The sequence below is a fragment of the Marinomonas sp. TW1 genome (assembly GCF_001625355.1).
GTDB lineage: Bacteria > Pseudomonadota > Gammaproteobacteria > Pseudomonadales > Marinomonadaceae > Marinomonas.
Genome location: NZ_JSEE01000006.1, coordinates 175,505 through 201,258, shown reverse-complemented (window position 1 = coordinate 201,258; position 25,754 = coordinate 175,505). Strand labels below are relative to the sequence as shown.

Below are 25,754 nucleotides of genomic sequence, written 5' to 3'. Positions count from 1 at the left end.
ACTAATTCAACTCAGCAGAGAGCCTAGTTTGAGCCTCTCGTACCACCTTCCCTAGTAAAACAATAATGATGCTACCAGCCAATACTGGCGTCAGCAGAAACAGCCAACTTTGTCCAGATAACATGATAAGTATCGGGTTGGCACCAGCTGGCGGATGAGTGGTTTTAGTAAACAGCATGCTTGTCACACCGAGACCACTTGCTAAGGCCAATTGCCAAACACCCACGCCAACGTATTGAACAAAAAAGACACCAATAAAGGCGGTTATCAAGTGCCCGAGAATCACATTTTTGGCTTGCGCCAGCGGGCTTTTAGGCAGACCAAACACCAACACGGCGGTTGCACCAAAGGGGGCCATCAAAAGTGTTGCATTCCAAACACTGTGATCAAAATACGCCAGACACAGGATGCCGGTAAAGGCACCGATACCCGCTAAAAGCGAGGCTAAAAAATGCTTCATTAAATTTCCCCTTAAAAGTAGACCGATCTGTCTACTCTTAAATGGTAGACAAATCGGTCTACCTTTGTCAATATGGCATTAAGGAGACAGATTATGAACACCAAACGTCAGTTACTGATCAATACTGCATTGGAGCTTTTTTACCAACAGGGCATTCATGTTATCGGCATTAATGAGGTTTTAAAGCAATCTGGTATCGCTAAGAAGACCCTTTATCATCATTTCGACAGCAAAGACGCCTTGATTTTAGCCGCACTGCAACAACGCCATGAGGTGTTTTACCAGTGGTTAGAAAGTAAGCTTAATCAAGCAGACTCGGATGAGAGTATGATAGAAGCACTCTTTTATGCTTTGGAGTCTTGGGTAAGCGGAAAAGAATCCGTTCTTGGGCATTTTCGTGGCTGTTTTTTTGTCAACAGTGCCGTGGAGTTCAGTGCGGCAGATAGCCAAATTGCGCAATACTGCCAGTATCATAAAGCGCAAGTGAAAAAATTAATTGGTCAAGGTTTGCAAAAGCAGTCGATTTATTTACTCGACATGGTTTGCTTATTAAAAGAGGGGTTTATCAGTCAGTCTCATGTAAACCAACAGGCGGCAGATGCGCAAGCTTGCATTAACACGGCAAAGCTTGCACTGAAGACTTTGTCAGAGTGAGATTGGCACCTTATCAGCAAAACAAAACACGCTTCAATTCAAAGAGACTTAACCATAATGTGCTGAGGGCCTGATGGACCACCTTCGTATAAGGTTTGAGTGTCTTTGAAGCCCGCCTTTTCATAACAAGCCTTAGCGGCTATGTTGAGGCAGTTCACGGTTAAAAAAATGCGTTTATATCTAGGGTATGCTTCTTCAAGATGATCATCTAGGGCTCGTAAAGCCTGACCTGCAAAGCCTTTACCTTGATAAGCTTGATCAATAAAGAATTTTCTCAACCCAAGATCATGACTGTCGGCAAAATCATGGGATTGGCTGAACACAGTATCGACTATGAAAAAGCCAACAATGTCTTCTTGATCACAGATGATGTAGGGGCGAACTTGCGCATTAGCCAGCGCCAAACTATCGGTCATTGGTCCCACAAACCGTTGTTGATCTGGCAACACATTGAGATCAATGACTCGACCCACATGTTTAGTGGTCATCTTTTCAATATGAATCAAAGAGCTATTCCTCTATTTTATATTCCCTTATGTCTTGTTTTATGAGCTCTATTTCTGTCTCTCACAGGTAAAAATATAACGCTATTTAAAGACATCGAAAAGTCAATTTTATGACGAACACTTTGTTATGGGTTAAATCGATGCGGAAGGCTCAAAAGAGGCAATGCCTTTGTTAAAAAAGTGTCGATAGAGCTGATAAAAACGCGTCACGTGAACCGGCTTTTCCCCTTTGTACTGATGCAAAAAATAAAAATGCCAGCTTCGGCCTCTTAGCTCAGGCAGCACCCTCACTAGATCATCTTTGTTTAGATGCGTTTGCACGAGAAACTCAGGCAGCAAAGCAACTCCCATGTCATTCAGTACCGCCTCTAAAGCGGTCGTTAGTGTATTGACCTTAGCACTGTGTTGCACAGCAACGCGCTGCTCATGACGATAGTCGTCAGAAAAAATCTGCAACTTCTCACGATGCCAAGCCGTGCCTATGTACTTGTGTTTTGACAAATTCTCGATGGACGTCACGGCACCGTATTGTTTCAGATAGCGTGGTGAGGCACAGAACACCTCGGAGACTGTGCCTATAGATAAGGCACGATAATCGCAATTTTTGATGTCGCCCCCGAAAATGGCGGCATCCAAATTGTGCTCTATCAAGTCTTGCCATTTCTCAGTCACCACCACTTCTGGGGTTAATTTGGGAAACTCCAAACACAGTTGCTTTAAGGCTGGTATGACAATGCCTTTTTCAAAAAAAGGCGGCACAGAGACTTTAAAATGCCCGCTAGGCTGGTCTTTTTCACTGTCCAGTTCCGTCAAAGTTAAACTGATTTGCTCGCTCAATAATTCGCTGCGTGCCAATAAGCTCTCGCCTGCCGACGTTAAGACAACCCCTCTGGTATTGCGGATTAACAACTGATGACCGATCGATTCTTCTAGACGCTTGATCTGCTGGCTAATGGCCGATTTGCTCATGCCTAGCTTTTTCGCCGCGGCGGTAAAAGAACGTTTGTTTGCCACTTCGACAAAAATTAACAGCAAGGGAGCCAATTTCACAGTGTTCATATATTTAAACAACACGTTAATTTAATGGGTATTGTCTACTATCTTTTACAAACCTAAGCTGTGTCAACACAATACAGTAAGGAGATAACACCATGCCAAATTATGTCATTGTTGACCTAACCCCATTAAATAAAGAAAAACTCGCAGAATACAGTGCTCTTGCCGCACAAACCTTTACGCCCTTCAACGGCCATTTCATAGCCAAAGGTGAAACGGAATTATTAGATGGTGAAAAACCACATCCGATGAAAGCCGTGATTGAGTTTCCGGATAAAGAAAGTGCGAGAAATTGGTATCACAGTGACGCTTACCAAGCCCTTATTCCGTTGCGGGAACAAGGCATGGAATGCCACTTTCATTTAATTTAACTCGGCGTTTTCTGTTAAGTGAACAAACAAAGCCTCTAGACGGCACCCGTCTAGAGGCTTTACATCAACATATAAAGAGGTAAGCAGAATGATGAAAGTCACCTCAACCGATCTTCCCTTACAAAGTTCACTCTATCAACGAATGGCCGTCACGGACTTCCTTGACTGCTACTCAGTTGAAGCCAATCTTTCACCTCGCCAAGCCGCGAACATCATTACAGATTTTCCTGGGTGGGCTCAATTTCTGGTGAGTATACGCAACCTAGTGACCATACCATTTGGATTGTTAAAAGAAGGTCCTGAAGCGGAAGATAAGGTTGGCTTTTTTCCGGTTGAATCAGACACACCAACGGAGCTGATCGCCGGCTTCAACGACAAGCATTTGGACTTTCGAGTCTCCGTTATGGCATTAGATGGCCGTATTTTCTTAGCGACGTGGGTTCACCCCAATAACCGCTTATGACAACTGTATTTAAAAACCATTTTGCCCTTTCATATACTGATCGTGCGCAATGCCTTGGCCCGCGTCAAAACAGCGAGCAAAATAACGCCCATTTAGACAACAAAGCAACGTACCGCTTTAGAAAACAATCACGATTACGCTCGATAACATAATATTGCCCCCTAGAACGCATGATGATCTGAATTATCCTGATCATGACCAAGTTTCATTACTTTTTCTCTGTCTTTATGGTTGAATGGCGCCAATAAAATTTAGACCGATGAAAAACAGTAATGAGCGATTTAACTAAACGAAAATTAACCCTACTCGATGGCGGCATCGGCCGCGAACTGAAGCGCATTGGCGCGCCCTTCTCACAACCACTGTGGAGCGCACAAGCATTATTAGAAGCGCCTCATTATGTTACCCAAGCACATGAGAACTTTATTCAAGCGGGTGCCGAGATCATCACAGTAAACAGCTATGCCTGTGTGCCGTTTCACCTTGGTGAATCAGGTTATCAACAGCAAGGGGGCGAGCTTGCGCGACAAGCGGCCATCATTGCCAGAGACGTCGCAAACAAAGCGTCTCATCCAGTCCAAGTGGCAGGTTCACTGCCACCACCTCTTGGTTCTTACCGACCAGACTTATTTGAACAACAGCAAGCCTTGGATATTTTAACAACGCTGTTTACGGCACAAGATGAGCATGTGGACTTATGGCTTGCCGAGACCATTGCCAGTATTGAAGAGGCCCATGCTGTTGCTGACGTGTTAAAAGATTCAACAAAACCTTGTTATTACGCCTTTACCTTGAGCGATGAGCTGGGAGAAACGGCAAGATTGCGTTCTGGGGAATCCGTCTCTGCTGCAATAGACGCTATGCTGACCCAAACAAACCAGACCAACGCACTGCACATAAAAGACAGTGACGGCATTTTCTTTAACTGTTCCGTACCGGAAGTCATGGAACAAGCCATACGCGTTACCACCAGCTTGCTAGAAAAACACCATAGACCACTCAACGTAGGCGCTTACGCTAACAGTTTTGTCCCTATAACACAGGGTCATGAGGCGAATTTAACAACACAAGGGTCTCGTCATCTGTCGCCAGAAGAATACCTTGTCTTCGCAAAAAAGTGGCAGGAACTCGGGGCGAATATCATCGGCGGTTGCTGCGGCATTGAACCCAGCCACATTCAGGCTCTGGCGGAATGGAAACAAACCCGTTAAAAACAAAAATGCCGTTACGATCCAAATCGTAACGGCATTGTATTTTCGTTTTATGAACCGACTAATTTAATCTTGGTTAATAAAGTAGTTGATCACATAAGCAGGCAATTCCGCTGCAGGCACGACGACTTGTTCCATCGTGTCACGGTCACGAACTGTTACAGGTGCGCCTTCTTTTTCGATTGAATCGAAATCCACTGTCACACAGATTGGTGTACCTACCTCGTCATGACGACGGTAGCCTTTACCCACGTTGCCTGTGTTTTCATAAAGGATACGACCCAAGCCTAATTTTTGCAGCTTGTTCTTCAGCTCTTTCGCCAACGCTACAATTTCAGGCTTGTTCTTCTTCAGCGGCAAAATAGCGACTTTGATCGGCGCTAGATGCGGCTTAAATTTAAGCACAGTACGAGTCGAACCGTTTTCTAACTCTTCTTCAGTGTAAGCTTCCGTCATCACCGCCAATAAACCACGATCTAGACCCGCAGAAGGCTCGATGCAGAATGGTACTTCCCACTTATTGGCTTCCAAATCACGAACCGCCAATTTCGCAGTAGAGTGTTCGTTCTTCTTCACTTTCGCAGAAAGACCGAACTCGTCTTGTGCTTTGGTGTGCGAACCTAGATCATAGTCCGTACGGTTTGCCACCCCTTCTAATTCTTCAAAACCATGTGGAAACTTGTACAAGATATCCACAGTCGATTTCGAATAGTGTGCCAAATCATCACCCGTTACGTATTCAAACTGGATGTTCTCTTCTGTTAGACCTTGATCCAACCACCACTGCTTACGAGTTTCTACCCAGAATTCGTGCCATTTTTCATCTTCACCTGGCTTACAGAAAAATTCCAATTCCATTTGTTCGAACTCGCGAACACGGAAGATGAAATTACGTGGTGTAATTTCGTTACGGAAGGATTTACCGATTTGCGCAATACCAAATGGCAACGCACGTGACGTCGAATCCACCACGTTTTTGAAGTTTGTGAAGATACCTTGTGCCGTTTCAGGGCGCAGGTAAGTGTAAGACTCTTCGTTCACCATAGGGCCGACATTGGTTTTAAACATCAAGTTAAAATCACGAGGCTCTGTGACATCAGAAGAACCACAGTTGTCACAAACTTTGATGTCTTTCATGTGGTCAGCACGCATGCGTGATTTACACTCATGACAATCCACCATAGGATCGGTGAACGTGTCTTCATGGCCCGAGTACTTGTAGACGTGTTTGTTTTGGATAATCGCCGCATCCAAACCTTCTACGTCATCGCGCTCGTAAACCATAGAACGCCACCAGGCCGCTTTTAGGTTGTTTTTCAATTCAATACCTAACGGACCGTAATCGTAAGCGCCCTGCATACCACCGTAGATTTCACTGCCTTGGAAAATAAATCCGCGACGTTTACAAAGGGAGACGAGTTCATCCATCGTTTTAGCTGGCATTTCTAAACACACCTTAAGCAATATTCGTTAAATAATAGACACTCAAGCATTAAGCGAGCGTCAAAGAAGAGTAATCGCCGCCCATTGTACTCTTTGACCGTAATTCGCTCAATGCCGATGTAAAGCCGATTAAAGGAATGTAAAATCTTGGTTGCATGAGTTATATAACTGGAAATTGAACGCACAATAGGATAGAAATACACTTTATTTGCACATTTATACCATAAGGCAGTCTTAACGATGCGAACTTCCGCTTCACCTTATACTTTTATCCTAGGCGCGATGGGGCTCATTCCCTTTTTGTGTGCGACTTATTTAAGCTGGACCAATCAAACCTTTTTCGATCGTTCGGGCTTATATTTGTTCATTACGTATGGCGCCATCATCTTAAGTTTTTTATCGGGTACCTTGTGGGGACAATTTGTTCATCGCGAGTCCAGCCCATTAAGCATCTATCTGCTTATCTCCAGTAATGTTGTTGCCGTCGCCGCTTGGTTCTCTTTACTGCTGGACATTCAAGTGTTGTCGATCGCCTTATTGTTCCTAGGGTTCATTAGCACCTTTTGGGGCGAAGCCAGATTTGCCAAACAAACCCATTCTGAAAATTCACCTTACCTGACCATGCGTTTTGTGCTGACGCTGATTGTCTGCGTGCTGCATCTATTGGTTTTTTACCCAAGTTACTAATCTGATTTTCGTTTTCCTGCGTAATAGGTTATAAGGTCGAAAACCACGGCCTCCCCCTGCAAGGAGACAAGATGTTAACCATATTCTATGATGGCAAATGCCCTTTGTGTGCCGCCGAAATGAAGAGCTTGGCCAAGTTCGACACAAACAGCCAGCTTATTCTAGAAGACTTACACGGCGATGACTTCCAACAACGCTTTCCTCATATTGATCCCATCGCGGCGGACCAAGTGCTACACGGCCAACTTGATGATGGCCGTATCATTAAAGGTTTAGATGTGACTTGTACCGCATGGAAACTGGTTAATAAGCACCCATGGTTGCAATTATTAAGATGGCCAGTGATTCGTTTTTTGGCCGATAAAGCCTATCTATTTTTTGCCCGTTATCGTCACCCTATTTCCGCTTTTGTAAGTGGTAAAAAGCGCTGTGAAAGCTGTCACACAGATCGTTGTGATCTTTAAAAAGGAACGTTTCCATGTCAGGTTTTCACGCTTTAGTAATCGGTGCCAGCAGTGCAATAGCTCAAGCCATCATCCAAACCTTAGAGCAAGACCCAACATGCAGCGGCATCACGGCAGTATCTCGATCAGACAATAGTCATCGAAACTCGGACAAAGTCCACTTTGTGGTATGCGATTACCAACAAGAAAGCATTGAGCAGGTGTGCCAAGAACTGATGCCTTGGCAAGGCAAAATTCATAAGGTCTTCATCTGTAATGGCATACTGCACGACAAAACGATGCAACCGGAAAGAAAAATAGAGAGTGTGAATGCCGCTCAAATGGCCGCCTGCTTTCAAGCCAACAGCATCACCCCCATGTTGTGGTTAAAATCACTGTTACCTGTGTTAAAAGGCACATCCGCGACGCAAGTGGCGGTTTTTAGTGCTCGTGTTGGCAGCATTTCTGACAACAAAATGGGCGGTTGGTACAGTTATCGCGCCTCCAAAGCGGCGCTGAACATGCTGATTCAAACATCCGCGGTTGAATACGCTAGACGTGCGAAAAACGTCAAATTAATTGCTTTTCACCCAGGCACGACAGACACACCTTTATCACAACCTTTCCAACGTTCCGTGCCAGAAGGCAAGTTGTTTACACCAAGCTTTGTGGCGCAACAGTTACTGCTCTTGATGAACAACATTGCGATGAACAATCAAGCGGCCTATAGGGATTGGAACCATCAAGAGATTGAGTGGTAACCTAGACCATGTCCAAACTCAGAAAAAGTCGCGGCGCCTCACTGCTGGCAGAAGGGGATCTGTGCACCATACCGCGGCCTAAAGAAGTCGGCCATTCTTCCCCCTTCATTAGTGCGACGTCCCCAATGTTTAAGTGGTTAACACGGCCTTCTCTAAGCAAACCAGAGTTGTGGTCTTTGACATCACCGCCACGCCCTAATCGTTTTCGTTGCACATGAGCTTCGTGTAACCATTCACTGCCTGCTCCGGCATAAGTGGTAATCAAGCGACAGGGAATTTTGTCCACATGAAAACGTGGACACATGGCTTTTGATAACACATCCAAACGCAACCCCACCTCTTGCAGGTCAAACAGACAAGCAAACATTTCCATCAATAAGGTCACATCTTCAATGAAAACCTGTTTGCCTTTCGCCTCTGGCAGAAGTCTCCCTAATAAATTGGCTGCCAGCTGTGGCGTCTGTTGCCCTTTAAAACAGAAATGCGGTGCCTTGGTCATTAGACTCTGTGCATATTCAAAGGCTTCATCCAAAGGTCGTTGCCATACCGCCATACCAATTTGCCGGTGATAAACATCCCCTAGCACTTCTCTGTGCACTGACTTCACCACACTCAAAGGCATTGGTTCAGATAAGATGGCGGTTGATTGCTCCTCTTGCCTTTCACCTTGGTCATGAGGAACGCTATTGTTCTCAATCGTCAACTCGGCTTCAGATATTGGAATACAGGCTTGCATGGATAGACTTCCTTTATGAATACATCACAAAAGAAATGTTATATCATAACAAAATAGAATTAAAGCACTATTAAACGGCCTAACACCGTATCAAGCAACACCGATCTCGGCGTCACTCAATACAATGTACCAAGTCTTTATTGCAATAATGGGTCGTCTTTAGGTAGGTTTTTCTGTATCCACAAAGCCAATTTATGCTTCATGTTTGGCAGGTCTTCTTTATCCGCAGGTAAGGCAACGACTAATTTATCCAACACAAGCAGTCGGTAAATTGCTTCTACTTTTTCATTAGCCGACATTGTTGCCGAGAAACCAGCATAACCACGCTTCAGAGCATATTTTTCTCCTACTTGAATGGCTTTTTTGCTCAGCGCGGCCTCATTTTTCATTTTTTTCATTTGGCGTATCCTCTTTTTCTGCTGGTAATAGTGTTACATCAGATTGTCGACACTTACTGAGTAAGCGGATGAAGTACAACTGTCGACATATAAACATAAAACCCAGTAAAACCAATAGAATATTGTGAAAAAACCAGCATTTCATCCCCAAACAAAGCCCTAACAGAAAGAACAAAAACACACTAAAAAACAAACATTGTCGACAATATAGCTTGATAAATGGCAAAAACACGACTATAAAGAAACACATTGTCAACAATTAAGACGTTTTACCTATGAGCCAAATCGTTCCGATAAAGTCTGCCACACTGTCTGAAGACATCGCCCAACAATTGATCAATGCAATTGTGACAGGTGACATTCCCCAGGGAAGCAAGATCTCAGAACCAGAGCTGGCGAAACGATATGGCATTTCGCGAGGACCATTACGTGAAGCCATCGTCAAGTTAGAAGGATTGGGCTTGGTTACGCGCACCGCCAACGTAGGCGCTCGGGTCATTGAACTCAATTTAGCAGACATGCTAGATACGTTTACCATACGCGAGGCATTAGAAGGGATGGCCGCTAGATTAGCCGCCAGTCATATGCCAACAACAGAAGTAGACAGCTTGTATGCACTGCTCGATAAACATCAAGCTTTCTTAGATGATAATCAAGATGAACATTACGCCCAACAGGGCGGCAATGATGACTTCCACTTACGCATTATACAGGCCAGTGGCAGCCAGAAACTTATCCGCTTATTAAGCCACGAATTGTATGCCGTGATCCGCATGTATCGTCATCACACGGCCGACCAACGTAGCGACCCGCGTCAAGCGTTACGAGAACACAAAGCCATTCTCGATGCGATTGCCAATCAAGAAGGTGATTTAGCCGAATTGCTAATGCGTCGGCATATCAGCCGAGCTTGCCGTTTATTACAACAAGCCATGGAGCAATCCACTCACTCAACCCAGTAAACAATAAAAAGGAAAACACCATGAGCCGACTCTCTGCTGGAGCCAAATTTCGACAGGCCGTGACAGACCATTCGCCATTACAAGTGGTGGGCACCGTCAACGCATATTGCGCCATGATGGCTGAACAAACTGGCCACCATGCCATTTACCTTTCTGGAGGCGGTGTCGCCAACGCTTCTTATGGTCTACCGGATTTAGGAATGACGGATTTGCACGACGTTTTGGAAGATGTTCGTCGAATTACTGCGGCCTCAGAGCTGCCATTACTGGTCGACATCGACACCGGATTTGGCGGTGCATTTAACATTGCTCGTACCATAGAACAAATGGAAAAAGCAGGTGCGGCGGCGGTTCACATTGAAGACCAAGTTCAACAAAAACGCTGTGGTCATCGTCCAAACAAAGCCATTGTGAGCCAAGCCGAAATGGTTGATCGCATCAAGGCCTGTGTCGACGCTCGCAGCGATGACAACTTTGTCGTAATGGCGAGAACTGACGCTTTGGCGGTCGAAGGCATGGAGTCTGCCATTGAACGCGCCATCGCTTGCGTCGAAGCAGGGGCTGACATGATCTTCCCGGAAGCCATGCTGACTTTAGAACAGTACCAAGAGTTTGTCGGTGCCGTTAACGTCCCAGTGCTCGCCAACATTACAGAATTTGGTGCTACACCGCTATTTAGCAAGGAACAACTGGCCAGCGCAGGCGTCGATCTGGTGTTGTACCCGCTAAGCGCCTTTCGAGCCATGAATAAAGCCGCGCTGAATGTGTATCAGCATTTATTACAAGATGGTCACCAACAAGCCGTGGTTGATCAAATGCAAACACGTAACGAACTGTATGAGTTCCTTAACTATCACGATTATGAGGACAAGTTGGACCAACTTTTCGCAGAAAAGTAATGACACTGTTATCAACATTAAAAACAAACCAATAAAAAAACAAAACGCTAGACACGATTCTCAGATAACACCGGCTCATTCCTGGAATGCAGCTTGGTCAAAATAAAAAAGGAGATAGGCAATGGCAAAGGTACTAACAGGCGCAGGATTAAGAGGTCAAAGCGCTGGTGAAACCGCACTCTGTACTGTCGGTAAAGCGGCGGCAGGGCTCACTTATCGTGGCTATGACATTGATGTATTAGCTGATAAAGCCAGCTTTGAAGAAGTGGCGTATTTATTACTCTATGGCAAGTTACCCAATGCTTCAGAGTTATACGCTTACCAGCAACAATTGATTGCTTTACGGCCCTTACCAGATGCCTTGAAAGCCGTACTTGAACTGGTCCCTAAAGACGCCCACCCCATGGATGTGATGCGCACAGGCTGCTCATTTCTGGGTAACCTTGAACCAGAACGGACATTAGAAGAACAACAAACAACGGCCGATCGATTAGTCGCTACCCTACCCGCGATGGTGTTGTACTGGTATCGTTTTTCACACGATGGTGTACGCATTGATACTCATAATGCCCATGAGCCCTCTTTGGCCGGGCATTTCTTAACCATGCTGCACGATGATACGCCGGACCCTCTGCATACTCAGGTGATGAATGCGTCACTGATTCTGTATGCGGAACACGAATTCAATGCCTCGACCTTTACCGCTCGAGTGTGTGCTTCTACCTTATCGGACATGCATTCTTGCATTACGGGTGGCATAGGCAGTTTACGAGGCCCCTTACATGGCGGTGCCAATGAAGCCGCCATGGACATGATCGAAGATTGGCAATCACCAGATGAAGCGGAAGCCGCTTTATTAAAGATGCTCGCTAATAAAGACAAGATCATGGGCTTTGGACACGCCATTTACAGCGAACGCGACCCCCGTAATGACATCATTAAAAAATGGTCAAAACAGTTAAGCGACGCCGTCGGCGACACATACCTTTATGCAGTATCGGAACGTTGTGAAGACGTCATGTGGCGCGAAAAGAAACTCTTTTGTAATGCGGATTTCTTCCACGCCAGCGCGTACCGTTTTATGGAAATCCCAACCAAACTGTTCACCCCGATTTTTGTCTGCTCTCGCGTCACAGGTTGGGCAGCACATGTCATGGAACAAAGAGCCAACAATCGTATTATTCGGCCAAGTGCCGACTACACAGGGCCAGATCACGCAGAGTGGATCAATCTAGAAGATCGCCCATAAAGAATACATTTTGAAAAATAAGGATAAGATATGAGTGCTAACGTCGATTTAAACAATCGCCCAGATTATGACAAAGTGATTCAAGACATCGCTGACTATGTGCTGAACTACCAAGTCAGCAGTCAAGAAGCCCTAGATACGGCTCGTAATTGTCTGATGGACACCTTGGGCTGTGGCTTATTAGCATTACGCTTCCCTGAATGTACTAAGCATCTGGGACCGATTGTACAAGGCACCATCGTCCCGAATGGTGCCCGTGTGCCAGGCACCTCATTACAACTTGACCCAGTCAAAGCGGCTTGGGACATAGGCTGCATCATTCGCTGGCTAGACTACAACGACACCTGGTTAGCCGCAGAATGGGGACACCCTTCAGACAATTTGGGGGGAATATTAGCGGTCGCAGACTTTATTTCTCAGCAAAAGGTTACGCAAGGAGAAGCCCCTCTCACCATGCGAGAAGTACTGGAAGCCATGGTGATGGCACACGAAATCCAAGGTGTTCTGGCATTAGAAAATTCCTTTAACCGAGTAGGCTTATGTCATGTATTGCTAGTTCGAGTAGCGTCCAGTGCCGTTGTCACAAAAATGATGGGCGGTAACCGTGAGCAAATCATGGCGGCCATTTCGCAGGCTTGGGTTGATGGTTCTGCGCTGCGCACTTATCGCCATGCACCAAATGCAGGTTCTCGCAAATCTTGGGCCGCTGGCGATGCCACTTCTCGAGCAGTGCGCTTGGCGGACATGTCAATGCGTGGCGAAATGGGCATTCCAAGCGTACTAACGGCCCCACAATGGGGGTTTTATGATGTGTCTTTTAGCAAAACAAACAAAGATCAAGCCATCAAGCCAGTTGAACAAAGACACTTTTCACTCTCACAAGACTATGATGCCTATGTGATGGAAAACATCCTGTTTAAAATCTCCTTTCCCGCCGAGTTCCACGCTCAAACGGCGGCCGAAGCGGCTGTGACCTTGCACCCTAAAGTAAAAGATCGACTAGCTGACATTGAGAAAATCGTCATTCGCACCCATGAATCAGCAATTCGTATCATTTCCAAGGTAGGGCCACTTGCTAATGCGGCGGATCGTGACCACTGCTTACAGTACATGACAGCAGTACCCTTGGCGTTTGGCAACTTGATCGCCGAACATTATGAAGACGACTTCCATCAGGCCAATCCCATTATTGATGAACTCCGAGATAAAATGGAGATTGTTGAAGACCCACGTTTCAGCGAGGAATACCTTGAAGCGGATAAACGCTCCATTGCGAATGCGATCCAAGTGTTTTTCAAGGACGGCTCACACACAGACGAGGTGGTTGTAGAATACCCTATTGGTCATCGCCGCCGCCGTGCCGAAGGCATTCCCTTACTTGAGCAAAAATTCCAAAACAATTTAGCAACACGCTTCCCTAGCGGTCGTTGCCAAACTATTTTCGCTCTTTGTAAGGATCAGCAATCCCTCGAAAGCACGCCAGTAAATCGCTTTATGGATTTATTTGTCATCTGATGTCACTGGCATCCTTTAGATAAATAAGTAAAAGAGAACAAATAGGATTTGTTCTCTTTTACTACATTTGCCCTTCTCCACCTTATTCATTGCCGCACAGTCATCGGCAAATAGGCCGTATTGTCAGTAAAAACTCGATTTAAATAACGACCTTTCCCTACCTTTCTATCGGCTTTCTAGAAGCCTTTTTTTCACACTAGATGACATCGAAAAAAGTTTACAAATATTTACGTAAACTTTTCTTAAAATAAAATACACACACAAATAATGAGTTTATTTTCTCAACCGGTTAATTTTTATGGATTTAATTCTATGTATAACAACATTTTAAATAGTTATATCAAAAAACTTAATATTACTTATATTAAGAAGCATTAAGTAAATATTTGTAAACTTTTTATGGATCTGTATATTTACTCCTTTCTTAGATTGCAATGCACTTTAAACACAATGAGGACGTAACCTGCATGATCTCAACCTTTAAAAGAGCGTCACTGCCTAAACAGCTAGGCATAGGAACATTACTGGCCGTATTAATCTGTTTCACCATTTTGGTGTTGGTCATAGGCCAACTGTTCAATCGTGAGATCAGCGGCATTGTGACTGAGCACCAGAAGAAAGAAGTCGAACTGGTCGTTGAACGCCTTAATAGCCGCTACGATAGCTTTGTTCGTATCGCAAGTTTCAACCACAATCTGATTAATATGAATCTACAAAACTTGCGCGTAACCTCTTCTAACAGTACGCAAGTTAAGGGCATGGCTCTTCCCCGCCTGCAATTAAACGATAAACAAATAAACGGCAACAGCCAGGTTATTCGGGATATTGCCAACGCCGCAGGAGCAGACATTAGCTTAGTGGTGGCGAAACAAGGTAAATTTTATCGTGCCGCCAGCTCGGATCTAAATTTACCGGTCGAGATCCAGTCCAATTCCAAAGCCACAATAGGCTTGCGCACTGCGAAACCCTACGTTGGCCGAACCATTATTGGTAACAAAGAATACTTTGCGTCTTACCAACCGATGCCATATCAAAACAACGTCTTCATTGAACAATTATACCCTTTTGACAGCATCGTCCAGCCACTGCGTAATTCTCTAAACAAAATGGTGTTTGGTAAAACGGGGTACATTTATGTGGTTGAGGCCAGCAAGGAAAAAGAAGGTTTGTTGGTCATTCACCCTACTGAAGAAGGCAAAACACTCTACCAACTGAGCAGTGAATTGACCGATACTTTCAAAAAGCTATTCCAATCTGAGAAAGGCTTGATTCACTACACCTTAAAAATAACGGACAAAGGAGAAACACCCCGTCCGTCCAAGGTGGTGTTCCAAGAAGCGTCTAAATGGGGCTGGGTCGTGGCGTTAAAGTCTTACGATGACGAATACGCAGAAGTGGTCAATCATGTGTTATTCATTGTTACTATTATTGCTTTCATTGCCGCCCTGATATTGACCCTAATTTTAATCCTATTTATCCGTAAAGCCTTGACTCCGCTAAAAGAAATGTCTTCTGCTATGTCTGAATTAGGCCAAGGAAATCTGACCTTCCGATTCCAGAAAAATGCCAGCAAAAACAGTCAAAATGAAATCGATGCTCTGCAAAATGACGCCATCAAAATGCGCGACAATTTAATTAAATTGGTATCGAACATTCAGACCTCAAGTGAAGCGCTATTGGCATCGACATCCGGTATTACTAAGGCCAACAGCGATTTAGTACAAAGCGCCGATTCTAGCCAAGACGCGAGTACGCAAGTCAGCTCCGCCATCACTCAAATAGCCTCTTCAATCGAAGAAGTGGCGCAAAGCTCTAACCAGGTATCGGAACAATCGGCCAAGGTGTCACACCTAACCACACAAGGTCACCATGCCGTTAAACAAGTAGAAGAAACGGTCAGCATGTTGTCGTCAGCCTTCACGCAAGCCTCCAACACCATCAAAACAGTCGAACATAGCTCGAAAGACATTGGTGAGGTGGTGACGGTCATCAACAACATTGCCGAACAAACCAACCTTTTGGCGCTAAATGCCGCCATTGAAGCCGCCCGAGCAGGGGAGCAAGGACGTGGTTTTGCCGTGGTTGCCGATGAGGTTCGCGTATTAGCACAGCGCACACAAAGCTCAACAGAAGAAATTCGCAATGTGGTTGATCGGCTTCAAAACAATAGTCAGTCGGCCGTGATAGACATGGAGCAAGGGTCTGAGCAAGTACTAAATAGTATTGAGCAAACTCGTGTGGCAGACCAACTTTTAGACGACATTCTAACGTCCATTCAAGAAGTGGAAATGGGCATAAGTAATGTCGCCGCCGCAACGGAAGAGCAAAGTGTCGCGTCCACTCAAATTCGCCAGAACGCGGAAGACTTGCAACAGGCAGCCATGCAAACCCAAGCGATGGCCAATACCTCACAAGGTCACAGTCAAAATATTGAACAGCTGGCCAACACCCTACAAAAAGACTTGTCTAGTTTTACGATAAAATAACGTTGGCGTGCTCCTATAGCCACAGTATCATACTGTGGCTATAGGAGACTTTTATGACCCATTCTGACCATCATCGACATTGCCTCATTTTAAGAGGGACTCGCCAGCAACTGTTGTCAGAATTCCTGTACCTAAGTCGAGCACTTAAAACGCCTCTCATTTGTAGCCAACATTTAGATCAATACGATCAACTCAATCAAGGCAGGTATAAGACCTGCAACTTCAAACAGGCTCGCCAGCTACTTGGTAGTACTCAAGAAGCCGTGTTAATTGACTTAACACAAGGTGTTTCTGCCAGCGCTCTAGCCATTCTTGCTGGCACTGTTCGTGGCGGCGGCCTATTCGCCTTGGGACTTCCCAACGGCAACTGGCACGATTATCTCGATCAAGATTTGTCTCGCTACTTACCTTGGCCACATCAACACGAACAAGTTCATTCCTATTTTAAAGACTATTTATGGTCACGTTTGCAGGACGCGTCTAGCCCATTTAACGAAAGTGTAGAACCGCAAGCACCACTCATAGCCTTACCAGTTTGGCCACCCAACATCACACTTACCTCGCAACAGCAGCAAGCCCAAAACCAGCTTTTTAAACTAGACGCAGACCATTACATCCTCACGGCCGCTCGGGGGCGAGGTAAGTCCACCATGCTGGGCGACACGTTGGCGAAACTGTCTCAATCGTCACTCAACCTTGCTTTAGTGGCGCCAAATCAAGACGCCATCGGAACCTTAAAAGCACAATTCGAACAAAGCTTAAAACAACAAGAAAGCTCGGCGAAATGGCCTTTTTATGCCGCTGATGCCTTACTTGCCGACCCACAACATTGGGATGTTTTAATCGTCGATGAAGCCGCTATGTTCCCTATCCCCATGCTCATTGAGCTGGCCAAACGAGCAAAACATTGCGTCTTTAGTACCACCAATTATGGTTATGAAGGGATAGGAAAAGGCTTTGGCATGCGTTTTACTAAGCATTTAAAACAGCTGAAAAGCCGATCTCAACAAGGCGTTGTCTACCTCACATTGGAGCAGCCCATTCGATGGGGGAAAAATGACCCACTGGAAGCTTGGCTAAACAATACCTTTTTCTTAGGCGGCGATATGGCCAACGAATCACCTTCTGAAACAGCGATTGAATCTCTTCAATATCAAACTTTGTCAGCAAAAGACTGGTTACAGCACCCAAGTCAGCTAAGCCAAGCTTTTCAATTGTTGGCCAATGCTCATTACCAAACCTCAGCAGATAATTTACGCTGGATGCTAGACGACCCTTCCCTTTCAATTCACACACTGAACCATGAATCAGGATTACTGTCTCTGGCCATTGTGTCCGCTGAAGGCGGCTTACCCGATAGCTTAAGTCAAGCGGTTATGGAAGGTAAACGCCGGCCCAGAGGCCACTTAATGCCACAGTCTTTACTCGCACACGAGGGCTTTGCGGAAGCGGGACAACTGAACTTTTGGCGCATTAGTCGGATTGCCACTCAACCCAGCCAGCATAACCTTGGCTACGGCAGTCAACTGCTTGAAAACGTCGAACAGTCAGCCCCGCCAGAGTGCGATTTTCTGTGCACCAGTTTTGCGGCAACACCAGACGTACTGCATTTTTGGCTAAAAAATGGCTATCGTATTGTACGTTTAGGCACATCTAAAGATCATGCTAGTGGTAGCTATTCCATCATGCTGGTGAAACCACTTAACCAGTCTGCGAATACCATAAGCACAAGCTGGCAAACACGTTTTATTGAAAAATTTACCGTGAATTTGATGTTGCAATACCATGACCTACCGAGTGACTTGGTACTGCAGATCCTTGCTGGTAATCATGGCGAGATTGGTTTGCCCAGCTTGGCTCTCCTCAACCCCCAAGAAAAAAGCGAATTAGCCTTATTTATCGATCATCACAAACCTTTCGACAGCATACGCCCAACGTTTTTAAAAGCATGCTATCAACTGGCCATTAGTCAGCAACTTGATGCCAAGAATCCGAGCCATCTACTCATGTTAGAAGCCGCATTAGGCCGAAACCTGTCCGACAATCAGAAAAAGGCTCAGTTGGATGGTAAAAAAGCCATTTACCAAACTTTCAAAAGCCTTTTAAAAGTTAAAATAGGCGGTTAACCACCCATTAACGAATGCGGCATGTGCCAAGTCTCCCCCACAAACAACAGCGTTCGATTTTTGATAACACACGCATAAAACTGAAAAATCATTTAATTTCAATCACTTAACAATAAACATAAAGATTTGGCACGAAATGTGTAAACAATTCTGCCTAGCAATCTTTTTTTGCGCAGCCCATTTTAGGGCTAAAAAATCCGGCAACAATAATAAATACGCTTTTTGGAGTTTTATAAAAATGAAAAAAATCAGTCTTGCTCTTACTTCTCTTGCTCTTGCGTTTTCTGCAAACACAGCCCTAGCAAACTGTGACGCTGGTGAACGTGTTGTGAAATTCAGCCACGTAACGGGCGGTACAACTCACCCTAAAGTGGTTGCTGCGAATAGTTTTGCAGATCGCGTTAACCAAGAGATGAATGGAAAACTATGTGTTGAAGTCTTCCCTAACTCAACGCTTTTCGGCGATTCAAAAGAGCTTGAAGCTCTGTTGTTAGGTGACGTTCAGCTATTGGCGCCTTCTTTATCTAAGTTCGGTTCTTACACTGACAAATACGGCGTGTTCGATCTACCCTTCATTTTTAAAGATATGGATCACGCGATTCGTTTTACAAAAACGCCAGAAGGCAAAAAACTTCTTCTTGAAATGGACGAGTACGCAGGCTTTGTTGGTCTAGGTTACTGGATGTCTGGTATGAAATACTTCTCTGCCAACAAACCACTAATCCAGCCAAGCGATGCGTCTGGTTTGAAATTCCGTGTCCAAACGTCTGACGTTGCTAAGCAAATGATTGCGGCAATGGACGCTTCGCCACAAGCAATGGCTTTCTCTGAAGTGTACGGCGCATTGCAAACAGGTGTTGTAGACGGTCAAGAAAACACTTGGTCTAACATCTACACGAAAAAATTCTACGAAGTTCAAGACAGCATCACAGAAACTAACCACCAGTTGTTGGCTTACTTGTTCATGACGTCTTCTGAATTCCTAGACAGCTTATCTTCTGAAGATCGCGCGCAATTCCTTCAAATTGCTGACGACGTGACTCAAGAGGCTAACTTGTCCGTTAAAGCCAAAGAAGCGGCAAACCGTGCCAACATTCTTAAGGCTGGCGGTAAAATCAATTCCTTAACACCAGAGCAATTGAATGTTTGGGTTGATACGATGAAGCCTGTTTGGAAACAATTTGAAAACTACATTGGTAAAGACTTAATTAACGCTGCCGCTGGCGCGTAAGTTAGCTCTATCCTGCAGTGAGCTGGCTCTCGGGCCAGCTCTTTGTGGTTTTAATGTGACCCCTGTCTCCTTCTGTTGACCCAATAGTTTCACAATCTTGCCACACACTGCTGTTTTATCGTTTTGCTCCACAAGCCCTAGGAGAACCCCATGGCATATTGGCCACATTTGTATTTACTCTTTTTTATCCTCGTTATTTGGGGATTAGAAAAGCGCTTTCCAAAGGTGATGGAAAGAGCAGAAGAAAATCTGCTAATCATTGTTATTTCGTCCATCATGGCCGTGTCTTTCGGTCAAGTCATCGCACGATATGGCTTTAACACTGGCTGGGATGCCGCTCTAGAATTCAACACGATTGCTTTCTCTTGGTTGATCTTGCTGGGCATGAGTTACGGTATCAAAACAGGCCTTCACCTAGGTGTCGACATTGTTCTTAACGCTGTGCCAAAACGAATTGCGAAAGGCTTATCCTTATTTGGTGCGGCTGCCGCCATGTTATACGGTTTAATATTATTGGATTCCACTTGGTTAGCCATGCTTGGTGTTGATGTGCGCGGTGGCGCGATTGAATACTGGTCTAAAATGTTCCGTATCGGCATTGGCTCTGAAGAACTTCGTTACCCTGAATTCATTCAAGAAATGTTTGGTGTACGTCCACGCATTCAGCGTTGGATCGTTTTGGTCATTCTTCCAATCAGTTTGGCACTTCTGTCTTATCGCTCTCTACAAGCCTTTATTAATATTGCCCGCGGCAAACGCGACATGTTAATCAGTGGCCATGAAGCACAAGACCTTGTCAAAGAAAACCAAAACATCTTGAAAGACTAGCTCAGGAGCTTAATTGTGGAATCTCTTATTCTATTTTCTATGGTACTAGTCTTGCTGTTTATCGGCTTGCCTGTTGGTATCTCCTTGGGCTTATCGTCCATTTTGTTTATTACTTTTTTCTCACACGACTCTTTGTCGTCTGTTGCCATTTCCTTATTTGGAGCGGGTCAGCACTATACCTTGCTGGCTATCCCATTTTTCATCATCGCGTCGTCTTACATGTCGACTGGTGGTGTGGCAAAACGTCTGATTAACTTCGCCATTGCCAGTGTGGGTCACTTCCGTGGTGGTTTGGCCATGGCGTCTGTTTTGGCATGTATGATGTTCGCGGCCTTGTCGGGCTCCTCGCCAGCCACAGTGGTGGCCATCGGTACGATTGCCATTGCAGGTATGACGCAAGTAGGTTACTCCAAAGAGTTTGCCGCTGGCATCATCGCCAACGCTGGTACTTTGGGTATCTTGATTCCACCTTCTATCGTAATGGTCGTGTACGCGGCATCGGTTGATGTTTCGGTTGGTCGTATGTTCTTGGCTGGGGTGATCCCAGGCTTGATGGCCGGCGGTATGTTAATGTTGGCGATCTATGTGGTAGCACGCATCAAAAAACTGCCTGCTGAAGAGTGGAAAGGGTTTGGCAATCTGATCCGTGGTGGTAAAGACGCAGGTTGGGGCTTGTTCCTCGTCGTCATCATCATGGGCGGCATTTACGGCGGTGTGTTCACGCCAACGGAAGCCGCTGTGGTCGCTGCTGTCTATTCTATGTTCATTGCCTTGTTTGTTTACCGTGATATGGGACCTTTGAAAGGCAAAACTTGGACCAATGACAATGATGCACCGCATGCTCGCGTGGGTTTCAATGGCCTAGTTTATGGCGTGTCTTTCTTCCTTGTGTGGGAAATCATGTCATTCTTCGCTTTATCAGACAGTGACACCATCACGGGTGGTGATCGTGCCCTTTGGGGATTGATCATGTCTGTGTTGTTGGCGGTTTTCTATGTGTATAAGCGCTCCGCCAAACTGGATGAATCCATCGGTGCTTGTTTAGCCGCTGGTTTGCCTATTTGGGGTCGCAACCTAAGCCTAATGTTGCGTGGCTTCTTCCCATCTTTGTTTGGCGATGAGTCTCGCAAAGTCATGTTGGAAGGCACCAAAACCACTGTTATGTTGATGTTCATCATCGCCAATGCCTTGTTGTTCGCCCACACCTTGTCGGCGGAACGTATTCCACAAGCGATTACAGAGTGGATGTTGGGCGTTGGTTTCAACTGGTTTACCTTCTTGATCGCAGTCAACATCCTACTGTTGATCGGTGGTCAGTTCATGGAACCGTCAGGTCTGCTGGTTATCGTTGCACCAGTGGTGTTCCCAATCGCTATGGAACTGGGTGTTGACCCAATTCACTTGGGTATCATCATGGTGGTTAACATGGAAATCGGTATGATTACGCCGCCGATAGGCTTAAACCTGTTCGTCACCTCGGGGATTACCGGCATGAGTTTGGCCCGCGTGGTAAAAGCTGCGATGCCATTCGTATTGGTATTGATGGTGTTCCTCGTATTGGTCACTTACATTCCAGCTCTGTCTACTGCGCTGCCTTACAGCATCATGGGACCAGAGATCGTTCAGTAATGACGTTCAGGAAAGGCTTTTTTCGGAAGCCTTTCCTTAATAAAAAAGAGCCGCTACCTCATAAAGGTGCGGCTCTTTTTTATGTCTATATAAAATACAGTTTCTGATTTAACGAGCCAACCATCCACCGTCCACGGCAATAGTGTAGCCATTCACGTAGCGAGAGGCATCAGAGGCTAAGAAAACAACCGGTCCCGCCATGTCTTCTGGTAAGCCCCATCGACCGGCAGGAATACGTCCTAAGATCTCACTTGAACGCGCTTCGTCAGCACGCAAGGCTTGCGTGTTATTGGTCGACATATAACCCGGTGCGATGGCATTCACATTGATGCCATGCTGTGCCCATTCATTGGCAAGTAAACGGGTAACGCCCATCACACCACTTTTCGATGCAGTATAAGACGGCACTCGAATACCACCTTGGAAAGACAACATAGAAGCAATATTAATGATGTTGCCAGCCGTACCTTGTTTGATCACTTGTCGAGCGAAGCCTTGCGACATAAAGAACACAGACTTGATATTCACATCCATGACGTCATCCCAGTCTTTTTCGCTGAAATCAATCGCATCATTACGACGGATGATTCCGGCATTGTTGACTAAAATGTCCACTTGACCAAAGGCTGAGACGGCCTCTTTGATCACTAAGTCGACAGAGTCCACTTTACTCATGTCTGCAATCACACTGTGAAACTTGCGACCCGTTGCCGCCATAAGCTCAATGGTTTCTGATGGCACATCACGATTAACACCAACAATATCGGCTCCCGCTTTCGCGAGCGCCAATGCCATACCTTGGCCTAAGCCTGTATTACAACCAGTAACGATGGCAACCTTGTTGCTGAGATCAAACATTTCTTTCATAAAATCACCTAATCAATTTTCACTGCGTAGATTAGTCAAACAGTGATAAAGCCGTTCGTGCGTCCCTTCAGAATAACATAATAAAATACATCTTTAAATTTAATGAAACATAATTTCAATTAATTAAATAACAAAAAAATTCACGACTATGGCTATGAATCAATCACCATAAGAATGAAAAGCAGCGCCCTAAAAATTCAAACAAGCGTCCAGGCTTGCTGAACAGCAGCGCGACCTATTTAAGCCGCACTGCCCTATGATTAGCGCATCGCTCGACGCAAGATACGATTACCTTGCTTGATGAAGTCCTCAGCCGCTTCTTCCACGGTAATTTGTCCTTGGTCCATTTTCTCAATGAGCTCTTGAAACAAACTGACAAATTGTGGGTTCTCGAAGTAAGCCGAGGTTTGCAATTGCTTCGGTAAGTCGTTGATTTGTGCCAAACCAGCAACAGAAAGATCTGACTCTTTAATGGTGCCATCTAACATCAAGGCACGACGAGCTGCCAAACTCAAAGGCACACCTCGTGCTAAGCCCATGGCTTTGTAACCAGCTGGCTCATTAAGGATGAAATTCAGTAATTTTGCCGCCACTTCTGGCTGGTCGCTGTTTTTACCAATAGAGAACATTTGCGCGGGTTTATAAAACAAACCCGCATCGGTCGCCCCTTTCATTTGTGGGTAGAAACCTAACTCAAGTGACATCGGCGGTTTAAGGTTATCGTTGTACTTGTTAATCGCCGAGTTCCACATGTACAAACCAGCCCATTCACCATTAATCCAAGGCTTATGTTCATAAAGGTTAGCGGCACCAAAACCGGCAATGTATTTGCTGCTCGGCGCGACATGGTTTTTCACCATGTCTTCATACAATTTGAAGAACTCCAACATTTGCTCATCTGAATAGGCAATCTTTTTCTTTTCTTCGTCGATCATTGGAATGCCATATTTTTGGACCATATAAGATCGATTCATGGCAATCACATCACGACCTTCAAGCACGAGTGGATAAAACTTTTCGCCGAGCTTTTGTTTGAAAACGGGACCGGCTTTCATAAAATCATCCCAAGTCACAGGGTAAGGCAAACCGGCTTTATCCCAAATGTCCTTGTTGAAATAGAAAATACGAGCCGCCATAGAGATTGGAATGCCATTTAACTTACCGTTATTGGTACCCGCCGCTAACGCAGCTTCATCAAACTGGCTCAGATCTAGAATGTCGCTGTAATCACGTAGATCTTTGAACCCATCACCACGACGGGAAAAAATAGGCATCCAGTTCCAGTTAGTCTGCATCAGATCTGGCTCAGTATTACCGGCGATTTGTGTCGTCAAACGCTCCAAGTGACCGCCCCAACCTGTGTATTCTGTTTTGACACTGATGTTGGGATTCACTTTTTCGAACTCTTTCACGGCGGCATTCGTCGCCGCATGTCGGGAATTCCCTCCCCACCACGACATACGCAGATCTTCTGCATTGGCATGGGTGCTGACCATTGAACCAGCAGACGCCAGTCCAACTAACATCGCTATTGTTTTTATTTTCATGCTTGCTTTCCTCGTTTTATAACATCATGTTAAAACTTTTTAGCACCGCTCAAGCCCAGCTATAACGGCACATAAAAGCCGTTAGAGAGAAATATTTTCCTCAGTTTGCTTATCAAAAATATGGGCATTACTCATTTCAAAATGAAACAATTGCGCCTTACCTTTTGAATTCCAAAGCTGTGCTTCTACGATGTCAGATGGAATGCGCGCGCACATTTCTTTCTTCTCACCGTCTACAGAGAAATGCACATAAAATTCTGCGCCCATGTTCTCCATACGAACCACTATCCCTTTAACCACCTCACCTTGTGGTGAGTTCTCATCGGCCAACTTAATAAACTCAGGACGAATACCAAACACCACATCAGAGGTGAATTTATTCGCCACTTCCTGTGCTTTTTCAGCGGGCAAAGTCAGCCCTTGTTCATTCAAAGACAGGTGATAATCATCCTGATCATTGCGTGACAAATCCGCGTCCACCATGTTCATTTCTGGCGCACCAATAAAACCAGCAACAAATAGATTTTGTGGGTATTTATACAAATTGGCAGGGGTATCTACTTGCATGATATGACCATCTTTCATGACACAAATACGATCCCCCATGGTCATGGCTTCGGTCTGATCATGAGTAACATACACACTCGTTGCAGAGCGGTTGGTTTTCTTGAGCGTGTTATGCAAATCCGAAATACGCACTCGCATGGAAGCGCGTAACTTTGCATCCAAGTTAGACAAGGGTTCATCGAACAAGAACACCTGTGGACGTTTCACAATGGCTCGCCCCACCGCCACACGTTGCGCCTGACCACCAGACAATTGGCGAGGTAAACGATCCAACAAAGGCGTTAACTCCAGCAACTCAGCGGCTTCATTCACTTGTTTCTCAATGTCTTCCTTGCTGACTTTAGCCAGTTTCAAACCGAAGCCTAAGTTTTCACGCACACTCATGTGTGGATACAAGGCGTAGTTTTGGAACACCATAGCAATGCCACGGTCTTTTGGAGGTAAGTTATTCACGGTACGACCACCAATATTAATGGTGCCGCCAGAGATGGATTCCAAACCCGCCAACATACGTAACGTGGTGGATTTAGCACAGCCCGAAGGACCGATCACCACCAAGAACTCACCGTCCTCAATTTCCAGATTAATCCCATGAACCGCTTTAAAACCGTTCGAATACACTTTCGTTAAATTTTCTAATACAACTTTAGACATAATAA

At 45.3% G+C, this 25,754-nt stretch carries 25 protein-coding genes; 16 read left to right on the top strand and 9 right to left on the bottom strand.

From position 1 onward, the window contains the following. Window position 1 precedes the first annotated feature (1 nt). Window positions 2-460, bottom strand: coding sequence for an HPP family protein (locus OA79_RS07415; RefSeq protein WP_063332588.1), 459 nt, complete (start codon window positions 458-460; stop codon window positions 2-4). A 93-nt stretch (window positions 461-553) separates the two neighbouring features. Between OA79_RS07415 and OA79_RS07410 the strand changes: the two genes are divergently transcribed. Further along, window positions 554-1,114 (top strand): TetR/AcrR family transcriptional regulator, encoded by a 561-nt coding sequence (locus OA79_RS07410; RefSeq protein WP_063332587.1) that lies wholly within the window; start codon window positions 554-556, stop codon window positions 1,112-1,114. Between the two features lie 38 nt (window positions 1,115-1,152). Here the strand turns inward: OA79_RS07410 and OA79_RS07405 are convergent, their stop codons facing one another. Beyond that, the gene (locus tag OA79_RS07405; RefSeq protein WP_063332586.1) at window positions 1,153-1,620 is read right to left on the bottom strand and encodes a GNAT family N-acetyltransferase; all 468 of its coding nucleotides are present in this window, start codon (window positions 1,618-1,620) and stop codon (window positions 1,153-1,155) included. 132 nt (window positions 1,621-1,752) lie between these two features. Continuing rightward, the gene (locus tag OA79_RS07400) at window positions 1,753-2,679 is read right to left on the bottom strand and encodes a LysR family transcriptional regulator (RefSeq protein WP_063332585.1); all 927 of its coding nucleotides are present in this window, start codon (window positions 2,677-2,679) and stop codon (window positions 1,753-1,755) included. A gap of 92 nt (window positions 2,680-2,771) precedes the next feature. Between OA79_RS07400 and OA79_RS07395 the strand changes: the two genes are divergently transcribed. The 3 genes from OA79_RS07395 (at window position 2,772) to OA79_RS07385 (ending at window position 4,721) form a co-directional block, all read left to right on the top strand. Then, on the top strand, window positions 2,772-3,047 hold the full coding sequence (locus tag OA79_RS07395; RefSeq protein WP_063332584.1) for a DUF1330 domain-containing protein: 276 nt from the start codon (window positions 2,772-2,774) through the stop codon (window positions 3,045-3,047). An 88-nt stretch (window positions 3,048-3,135) separates the two neighbouring features. After that, window positions 3,136-3,510: a DUF2867 domain-containing protein gene (locus OA79_RS07390; protein WP_231908827.1), complete on the top strand. Its 375-nt coding sequence runs from the start codon at window positions 3,136-3,138 to the stop codon at window positions 3,508-3,510. 272 nt (window positions 3,511-3,782) lie between these two features. Further along, window positions 3,783-4,721, top strand: coding sequence for a homocysteine S-methyltransferase family protein (locus OA79_RS07385; RefSeq protein WP_063332583.1), 939 nt, complete (start codon window positions 3,783-3,785; stop codon window positions 4,719-4,721). A gap of 66 nt (window positions 4,722-4,787) precedes the next feature. Here OA79_RS07385 and OA79_RS07380 read toward each other — a convergent pair whose 3' ends face one another. After that, entirely contained in the window at window positions 4,788-6,164 is a 1,377-nt protein-coding gene (locus tag OA79_RS07380) for a glycine--tRNA ligase (RefSeq protein WP_063332582.1), read from the bottom strand. A 240-nt stretch (window positions 6,165-6,404) separates the two neighbouring features. Between OA79_RS07380 and OA79_RS07375 the strand changes: the two genes are divergently transcribed. From OA79_RS07375 to OA79_RS07365, 3 genes are all read left to right on the top strand, one after another. Then, complete coding sequence (locus OA79_RS07375) at window positions 6,405-6,851, top strand: DUF3429 domain-containing protein (protein WP_063332581.1); 447 nt, start codon at window positions 6,405-6,407, stop codon at window positions 6,849-6,851. Window positions 6,852-6,922: 71 nt separating this feature from the next. Next, entirely contained in the window at window positions 6,923-7,315 is a 393-nt protein-coding gene (locus OA79_RS07370) for a thiol-disulfide oxidoreductase DCC family protein (RefSeq protein ID WP_063332580.1), read from the top strand. A gap of 14 nt (window positions 7,316-7,329) precedes the next feature. Further along, the gene (locus OA79_RS07365) at window positions 7,330-8,055 is read left to right on the top strand and encodes an SDR family NAD(P)-dependent oxidoreductase (RefSeq protein WP_063332579.1); all 726 of its coding nucleotides are present in this window, start codon (window positions 7,330-7,332) and stop codon (window positions 8,053-8,055) included. Between the two features lies 1 nt (window position 8,056). Here the strand turns inward: OA79_RS07365 and OA79_RS07360 are convergent, their stop codons facing one another. Next, complete coding sequence (locus OA79_RS07360; RefSeq protein WP_082825407.1) at window positions 8,057-8,791, bottom strand: DUF1826 domain-containing protein; 735 nt, start codon at window positions 8,789-8,791, stop codon at window positions 8,057-8,059. A gap of 137 nt (window positions 8,792-8,928) precedes the next feature. After that, on the bottom strand, window positions 8,929-9,189 hold the full coding sequence (locus OA79_RS07355; protein ID WP_013797384.1) for a DUF5062 family protein: 261 nt from the start codon (window positions 9,187-9,189) through the stop codon (window positions 8,929-8,931). A 275-nt stretch (window positions 9,190-9,464) separates the two neighbouring features. Between OA79_RS07355 and OA79_RS07350 the strand changes: the two genes are divergently transcribed. The 9 genes from OA79_RS07350 to OA79_RS07310 all read left to right on the top strand — a co-directional run bounded on the left by OA79_RS07350 (window position 9,465) and on the right by OA79_RS07310 (window position 22,114). After that, the gene (locus OA79_RS07350; protein WP_063332578.1) at window positions 9,465-10,151 is read left to right on the top strand and encodes a GntR family transcriptional regulator; all 687 of its coding nucleotides are present in this window, start codon (window positions 9,465-9,467) and stop codon (window positions 10,149-10,151) included. A gap of 20 nt (window positions 10,152-10,171) precedes the next feature. After that, a complete protein-coding gene (gene prpB, locus OA79_RS07345; protein ID WP_063332577.1) occupies window positions 10,172-11,050 on the top strand; it encodes a methylisocitrate lyase in 879 nt (292 codons plus the stop codon). A 121-nt stretch (window positions 11,051-11,171) separates the two neighbouring features. Continuing rightward, window positions 11,172-12,299 (top strand): bifunctional 2-methylcitrate synthase/citrate synthase, encoded by a 1,128-nt coding sequence (prpC, locus tag OA79_RS07340; RefSeq protein WP_063332576.1) that lies wholly within the window; start codon window positions 11,172-11,174, stop codon window positions 12,297-12,299. A gap of 30 nt (window positions 12,300-12,329) precedes the next feature. After that, window positions 12,330-13,814 (top strand): 2-methylcitrate dehydratase, encoded by a 1,485-nt coding sequence (gene prpD / locus OA79_RS07335; RefSeq protein ID WP_063332575.1) that lies wholly within the window; start codon window positions 12,330-12,332, stop codon window positions 13,812-13,814. A gap of 467 nt (window positions 13,815-14,281) precedes the next feature. Further along, window positions 14,282-16,300 (top strand): methyl-accepting chemotaxis protein, encoded by a 2,019-nt coding sequence (locus OA79_RS07330; protein WP_063332574.1) that lies wholly within the window; start codon window positions 14,282-14,284, stop codon window positions 16,298-16,300. A 53-nt stretch (window positions 16,301-16,353) separates the two neighbouring features. Then, window positions 16,354-18,426, top strand: coding sequence for a GNAT family N-acetyltransferase (locus OA79_RS07325; RefSeq protein WP_063332573.1), 2,073 nt, complete (start codon window positions 16,354-16,356; stop codon window positions 18,424-18,426). A 238-nt stretch (window positions 18,427-18,664) separates the two neighbouring features. Beyond that, window positions 18,665-19,657, top strand: coding sequence for a TRAP transporter substrate-binding protein (locus tag OA79_RS07320; protein WP_063332572.1), 993 nt, complete (start codon window positions 18,665-18,667; stop codon window positions 19,655-19,657). 150 nt (window positions 19,658-19,807) lie between these two features. Further along, window positions 19,808-20,485 (top strand): TRAP transporter small permease, encoded by a 678-nt coding sequence (locus OA79_RS07315; protein ID WP_063332571.1) that lies wholly within the window; start codon window positions 19,808-19,810, stop codon window positions 20,483-20,485. 15 nt (window positions 20,486-20,500) lie between these two features. Then, window positions 20,501-22,114 carry a TRAP transporter large permease gene (locus OA79_RS07310; RefSeq protein ID WP_063332570.1) on the top strand — a complete coding sequence of 538 codons (1,614 nt, stop codon included), beginning with the start codon at window positions 20,501-20,503 and terminating at the stop codon, window positions 22,112-22,114. 108 nt (window positions 22,115-22,222) lie between these two features. Here the strand turns inward: OA79_RS07310 and kduD are convergent, their stop codons facing one another. The 3 genes from kduD to OA79_RS07295 all read right to left on the bottom strand — a co-directional run bounded on the left by kduD (window position 22,223) and on the right by OA79_RS07295 (window position 25,749). Next, entirely contained in the window at window positions 22,223-22,981 is a 759-nt protein-coding gene (kduD, locus tag OA79_RS07305) for a 2-dehydro-3-deoxy-D-gluconate 5-dehydrogenase KduD (protein ID WP_063332569.1), read from the bottom strand. A 260-nt stretch (window positions 22,982-23,241) separates the two neighbouring features. Beyond that, window positions 23,242-24,528 (bottom strand): ABC transporter substrate-binding protein, encoded by a 1,287-nt coding sequence (locus tag OA79_RS07300; protein ID WP_063332568.1) that lies wholly within the window; start codon window positions 24,526-24,528, stop codon window positions 23,242-23,244. An 81-nt stretch (window positions 24,529-24,609) separates the two neighbouring features. Further along, window positions 24,610-25,749, bottom strand: coding sequence for an ABC transporter ATP-binding protein (locus OA79_RS07295; RefSeq protein ID WP_063332567.1), 1,140 nt, complete (start codon window positions 25,747-25,749; stop codon window positions 24,610-24,612). Window positions 25,750-25,754: the final 5 nt, after the last annotated feature.

Excerpts from the sequence above, each read along its gene's own strand:
- OA79_RS07315 (WP_063332571.1), top strand. The coding sequence starts at position 19,808 with ATGGCATATTGGCCACATTTGTATTTACTCTTTTTTATCCTCGTTATT.
- OA79_RS07365 (WP_063332579.1), top strand. The coding sequence starts at position 7,330 with ATGTCAGGTTTTCACGCTTTAGTAATCGGTGCCAGCAGTGCAATAGCT.
- OA79_RS07400 (WP_063332585.1), bottom strand. The coding sequence starts at position 2,679 with ATGAACACTGTGAAATTGGCTCCCTTGCTGTTAATTTTTGTCGAAGTG.
- prpC (WP_063332576.1), top strand. The coding sequence starts at position 11,172 with ATGGCAAAGGTACTAACAGGCGCAGGATTAAGAGGTCAAAGCGCTGGT.
- OA79_RS07380 (WP_063332582.1), bottom strand. The coding sequence starts at position 6,164 with ATGCCAGCTAAAACGATGGATGAACTCGTCTCCCTTTGTAAACGTCGC.
- OA79_RS07355 (WP_013797384.1), bottom strand. The coding sequence starts at position 9,189 with ATGAAAAAAATGAAAAATGAGGCCGCGCTGAGCAAAAAAGCCATTCAA.
- OA79_RS07300 (WP_063332568.1), bottom strand. The coding sequence starts at position 24,528 with ATGAAAATAAAAACAATAGCGATGTTAGTTGGACTGGCGTCTGCTGGT.
- OA79_RS07360 (WP_082825407.1), bottom strand. The coding sequence starts at position 8,791 with ATGCAAGCCTGTATTCCAATATCTGAAGCCGAGTTGACGATTGAGAAC.
- OA79_RS07395 (WP_063332584.1), top strand. The coding sequence starts at position 2,772 with ATGCCAAATTATGTCATTGTTGACCTAACCCCATTAAATAAAGAAAAA.
- OA79_RS07375 (WP_063332581.1), top strand. The coding sequence starts at position 6,405 with ATGCGAACTTCCGCTTCACCTTATACTTTTATCCTAGGCGCGATGGGG.
- prpD (WP_063332575.1), top strand. The coding sequence starts at position 12,330 with ATGAGTGCTAACGTCGATTTAAACAATCGCCCAGATTATGACAAAGTG.
- OA79_RS07330 (WP_063332574.1), top strand. The coding sequence starts at position 14,282 with ATGATCTCAACCTTTAAAAGAGCGTCACTGCCTAAACAGCTAGGCATA.
- prpB (WP_063332577.1), top strand. The coding sequence starts at position 10,172 with ATGAGCCGACTCTCTGCTGGAGCCAAATTTCGACAGGCCGTGACAGAC.
- OA79_RS07415 (WP_063332588.1), bottom strand. The coding sequence starts at position 460 with ATGAAGCATTTTTTAGCCTCGCTTTTAGCGGGTATCGGTGCCTTTACC.
- OA79_RS07325 (WP_063332573.1), top strand. The coding sequence starts at position 16,354 with ATGACCCATTCTGACCATCATCGACATTGCCTCATTTTAAGAGGGACT.
- OA79_RS07385 (WP_063332583.1), top strand. The coding sequence starts at position 3,783 with ATGAGCGATTTAACTAAACGAAAATTAACCCTACTCGATGGCGGCATC.
- kduD (WP_063332569.1), bottom strand. The coding sequence starts at position 22,981 with ATGAAAGAAATGTTTGATCTCAGCAACAAGGTTGCCATCGTTACTGGT.
- OA79_RS07370 (WP_063332580.1), top strand. The coding sequence starts at position 6,923 with ATGTTAACCATATTCTATGATGGCAAATGCCCTTTGTGTGCCGCCGAA.
- OA79_RS07350 (WP_063332578.1), top strand. The coding sequence starts at position 9,465 with ATGAGCCAAATCGTTCCGATAAAGTCTGCCACACTGTCTGAAGACATC.
- OA79_RS07410 (WP_063332587.1), top strand. The coding sequence starts at position 554 with ATGAACACCAAACGTCAGTTACTGATCAATACTGCATTGGAGCTTTTT.
- OA79_RS07320 (WP_063332572.1), top strand. The coding sequence starts at position 18,665 with ATGAAAAAAATCAGTCTTGCTCTTACTTCTCTTGCTCTTGCGTTTTCT.
- OA79_RS07295 (WP_063332567.1), bottom strand. The coding sequence starts at position 25,749 with ATGTCTAAAGTTGTATTAGAAAATTTAACGAAAGTGTATTCGAACGGT.
- OA79_RS07390 (WP_231908827.1), top strand. The coding sequence starts at position 3,136 with ATGATGAAAGTCACCTCAACCGATCTTCCCTTACAAAGTTCACTCTAT.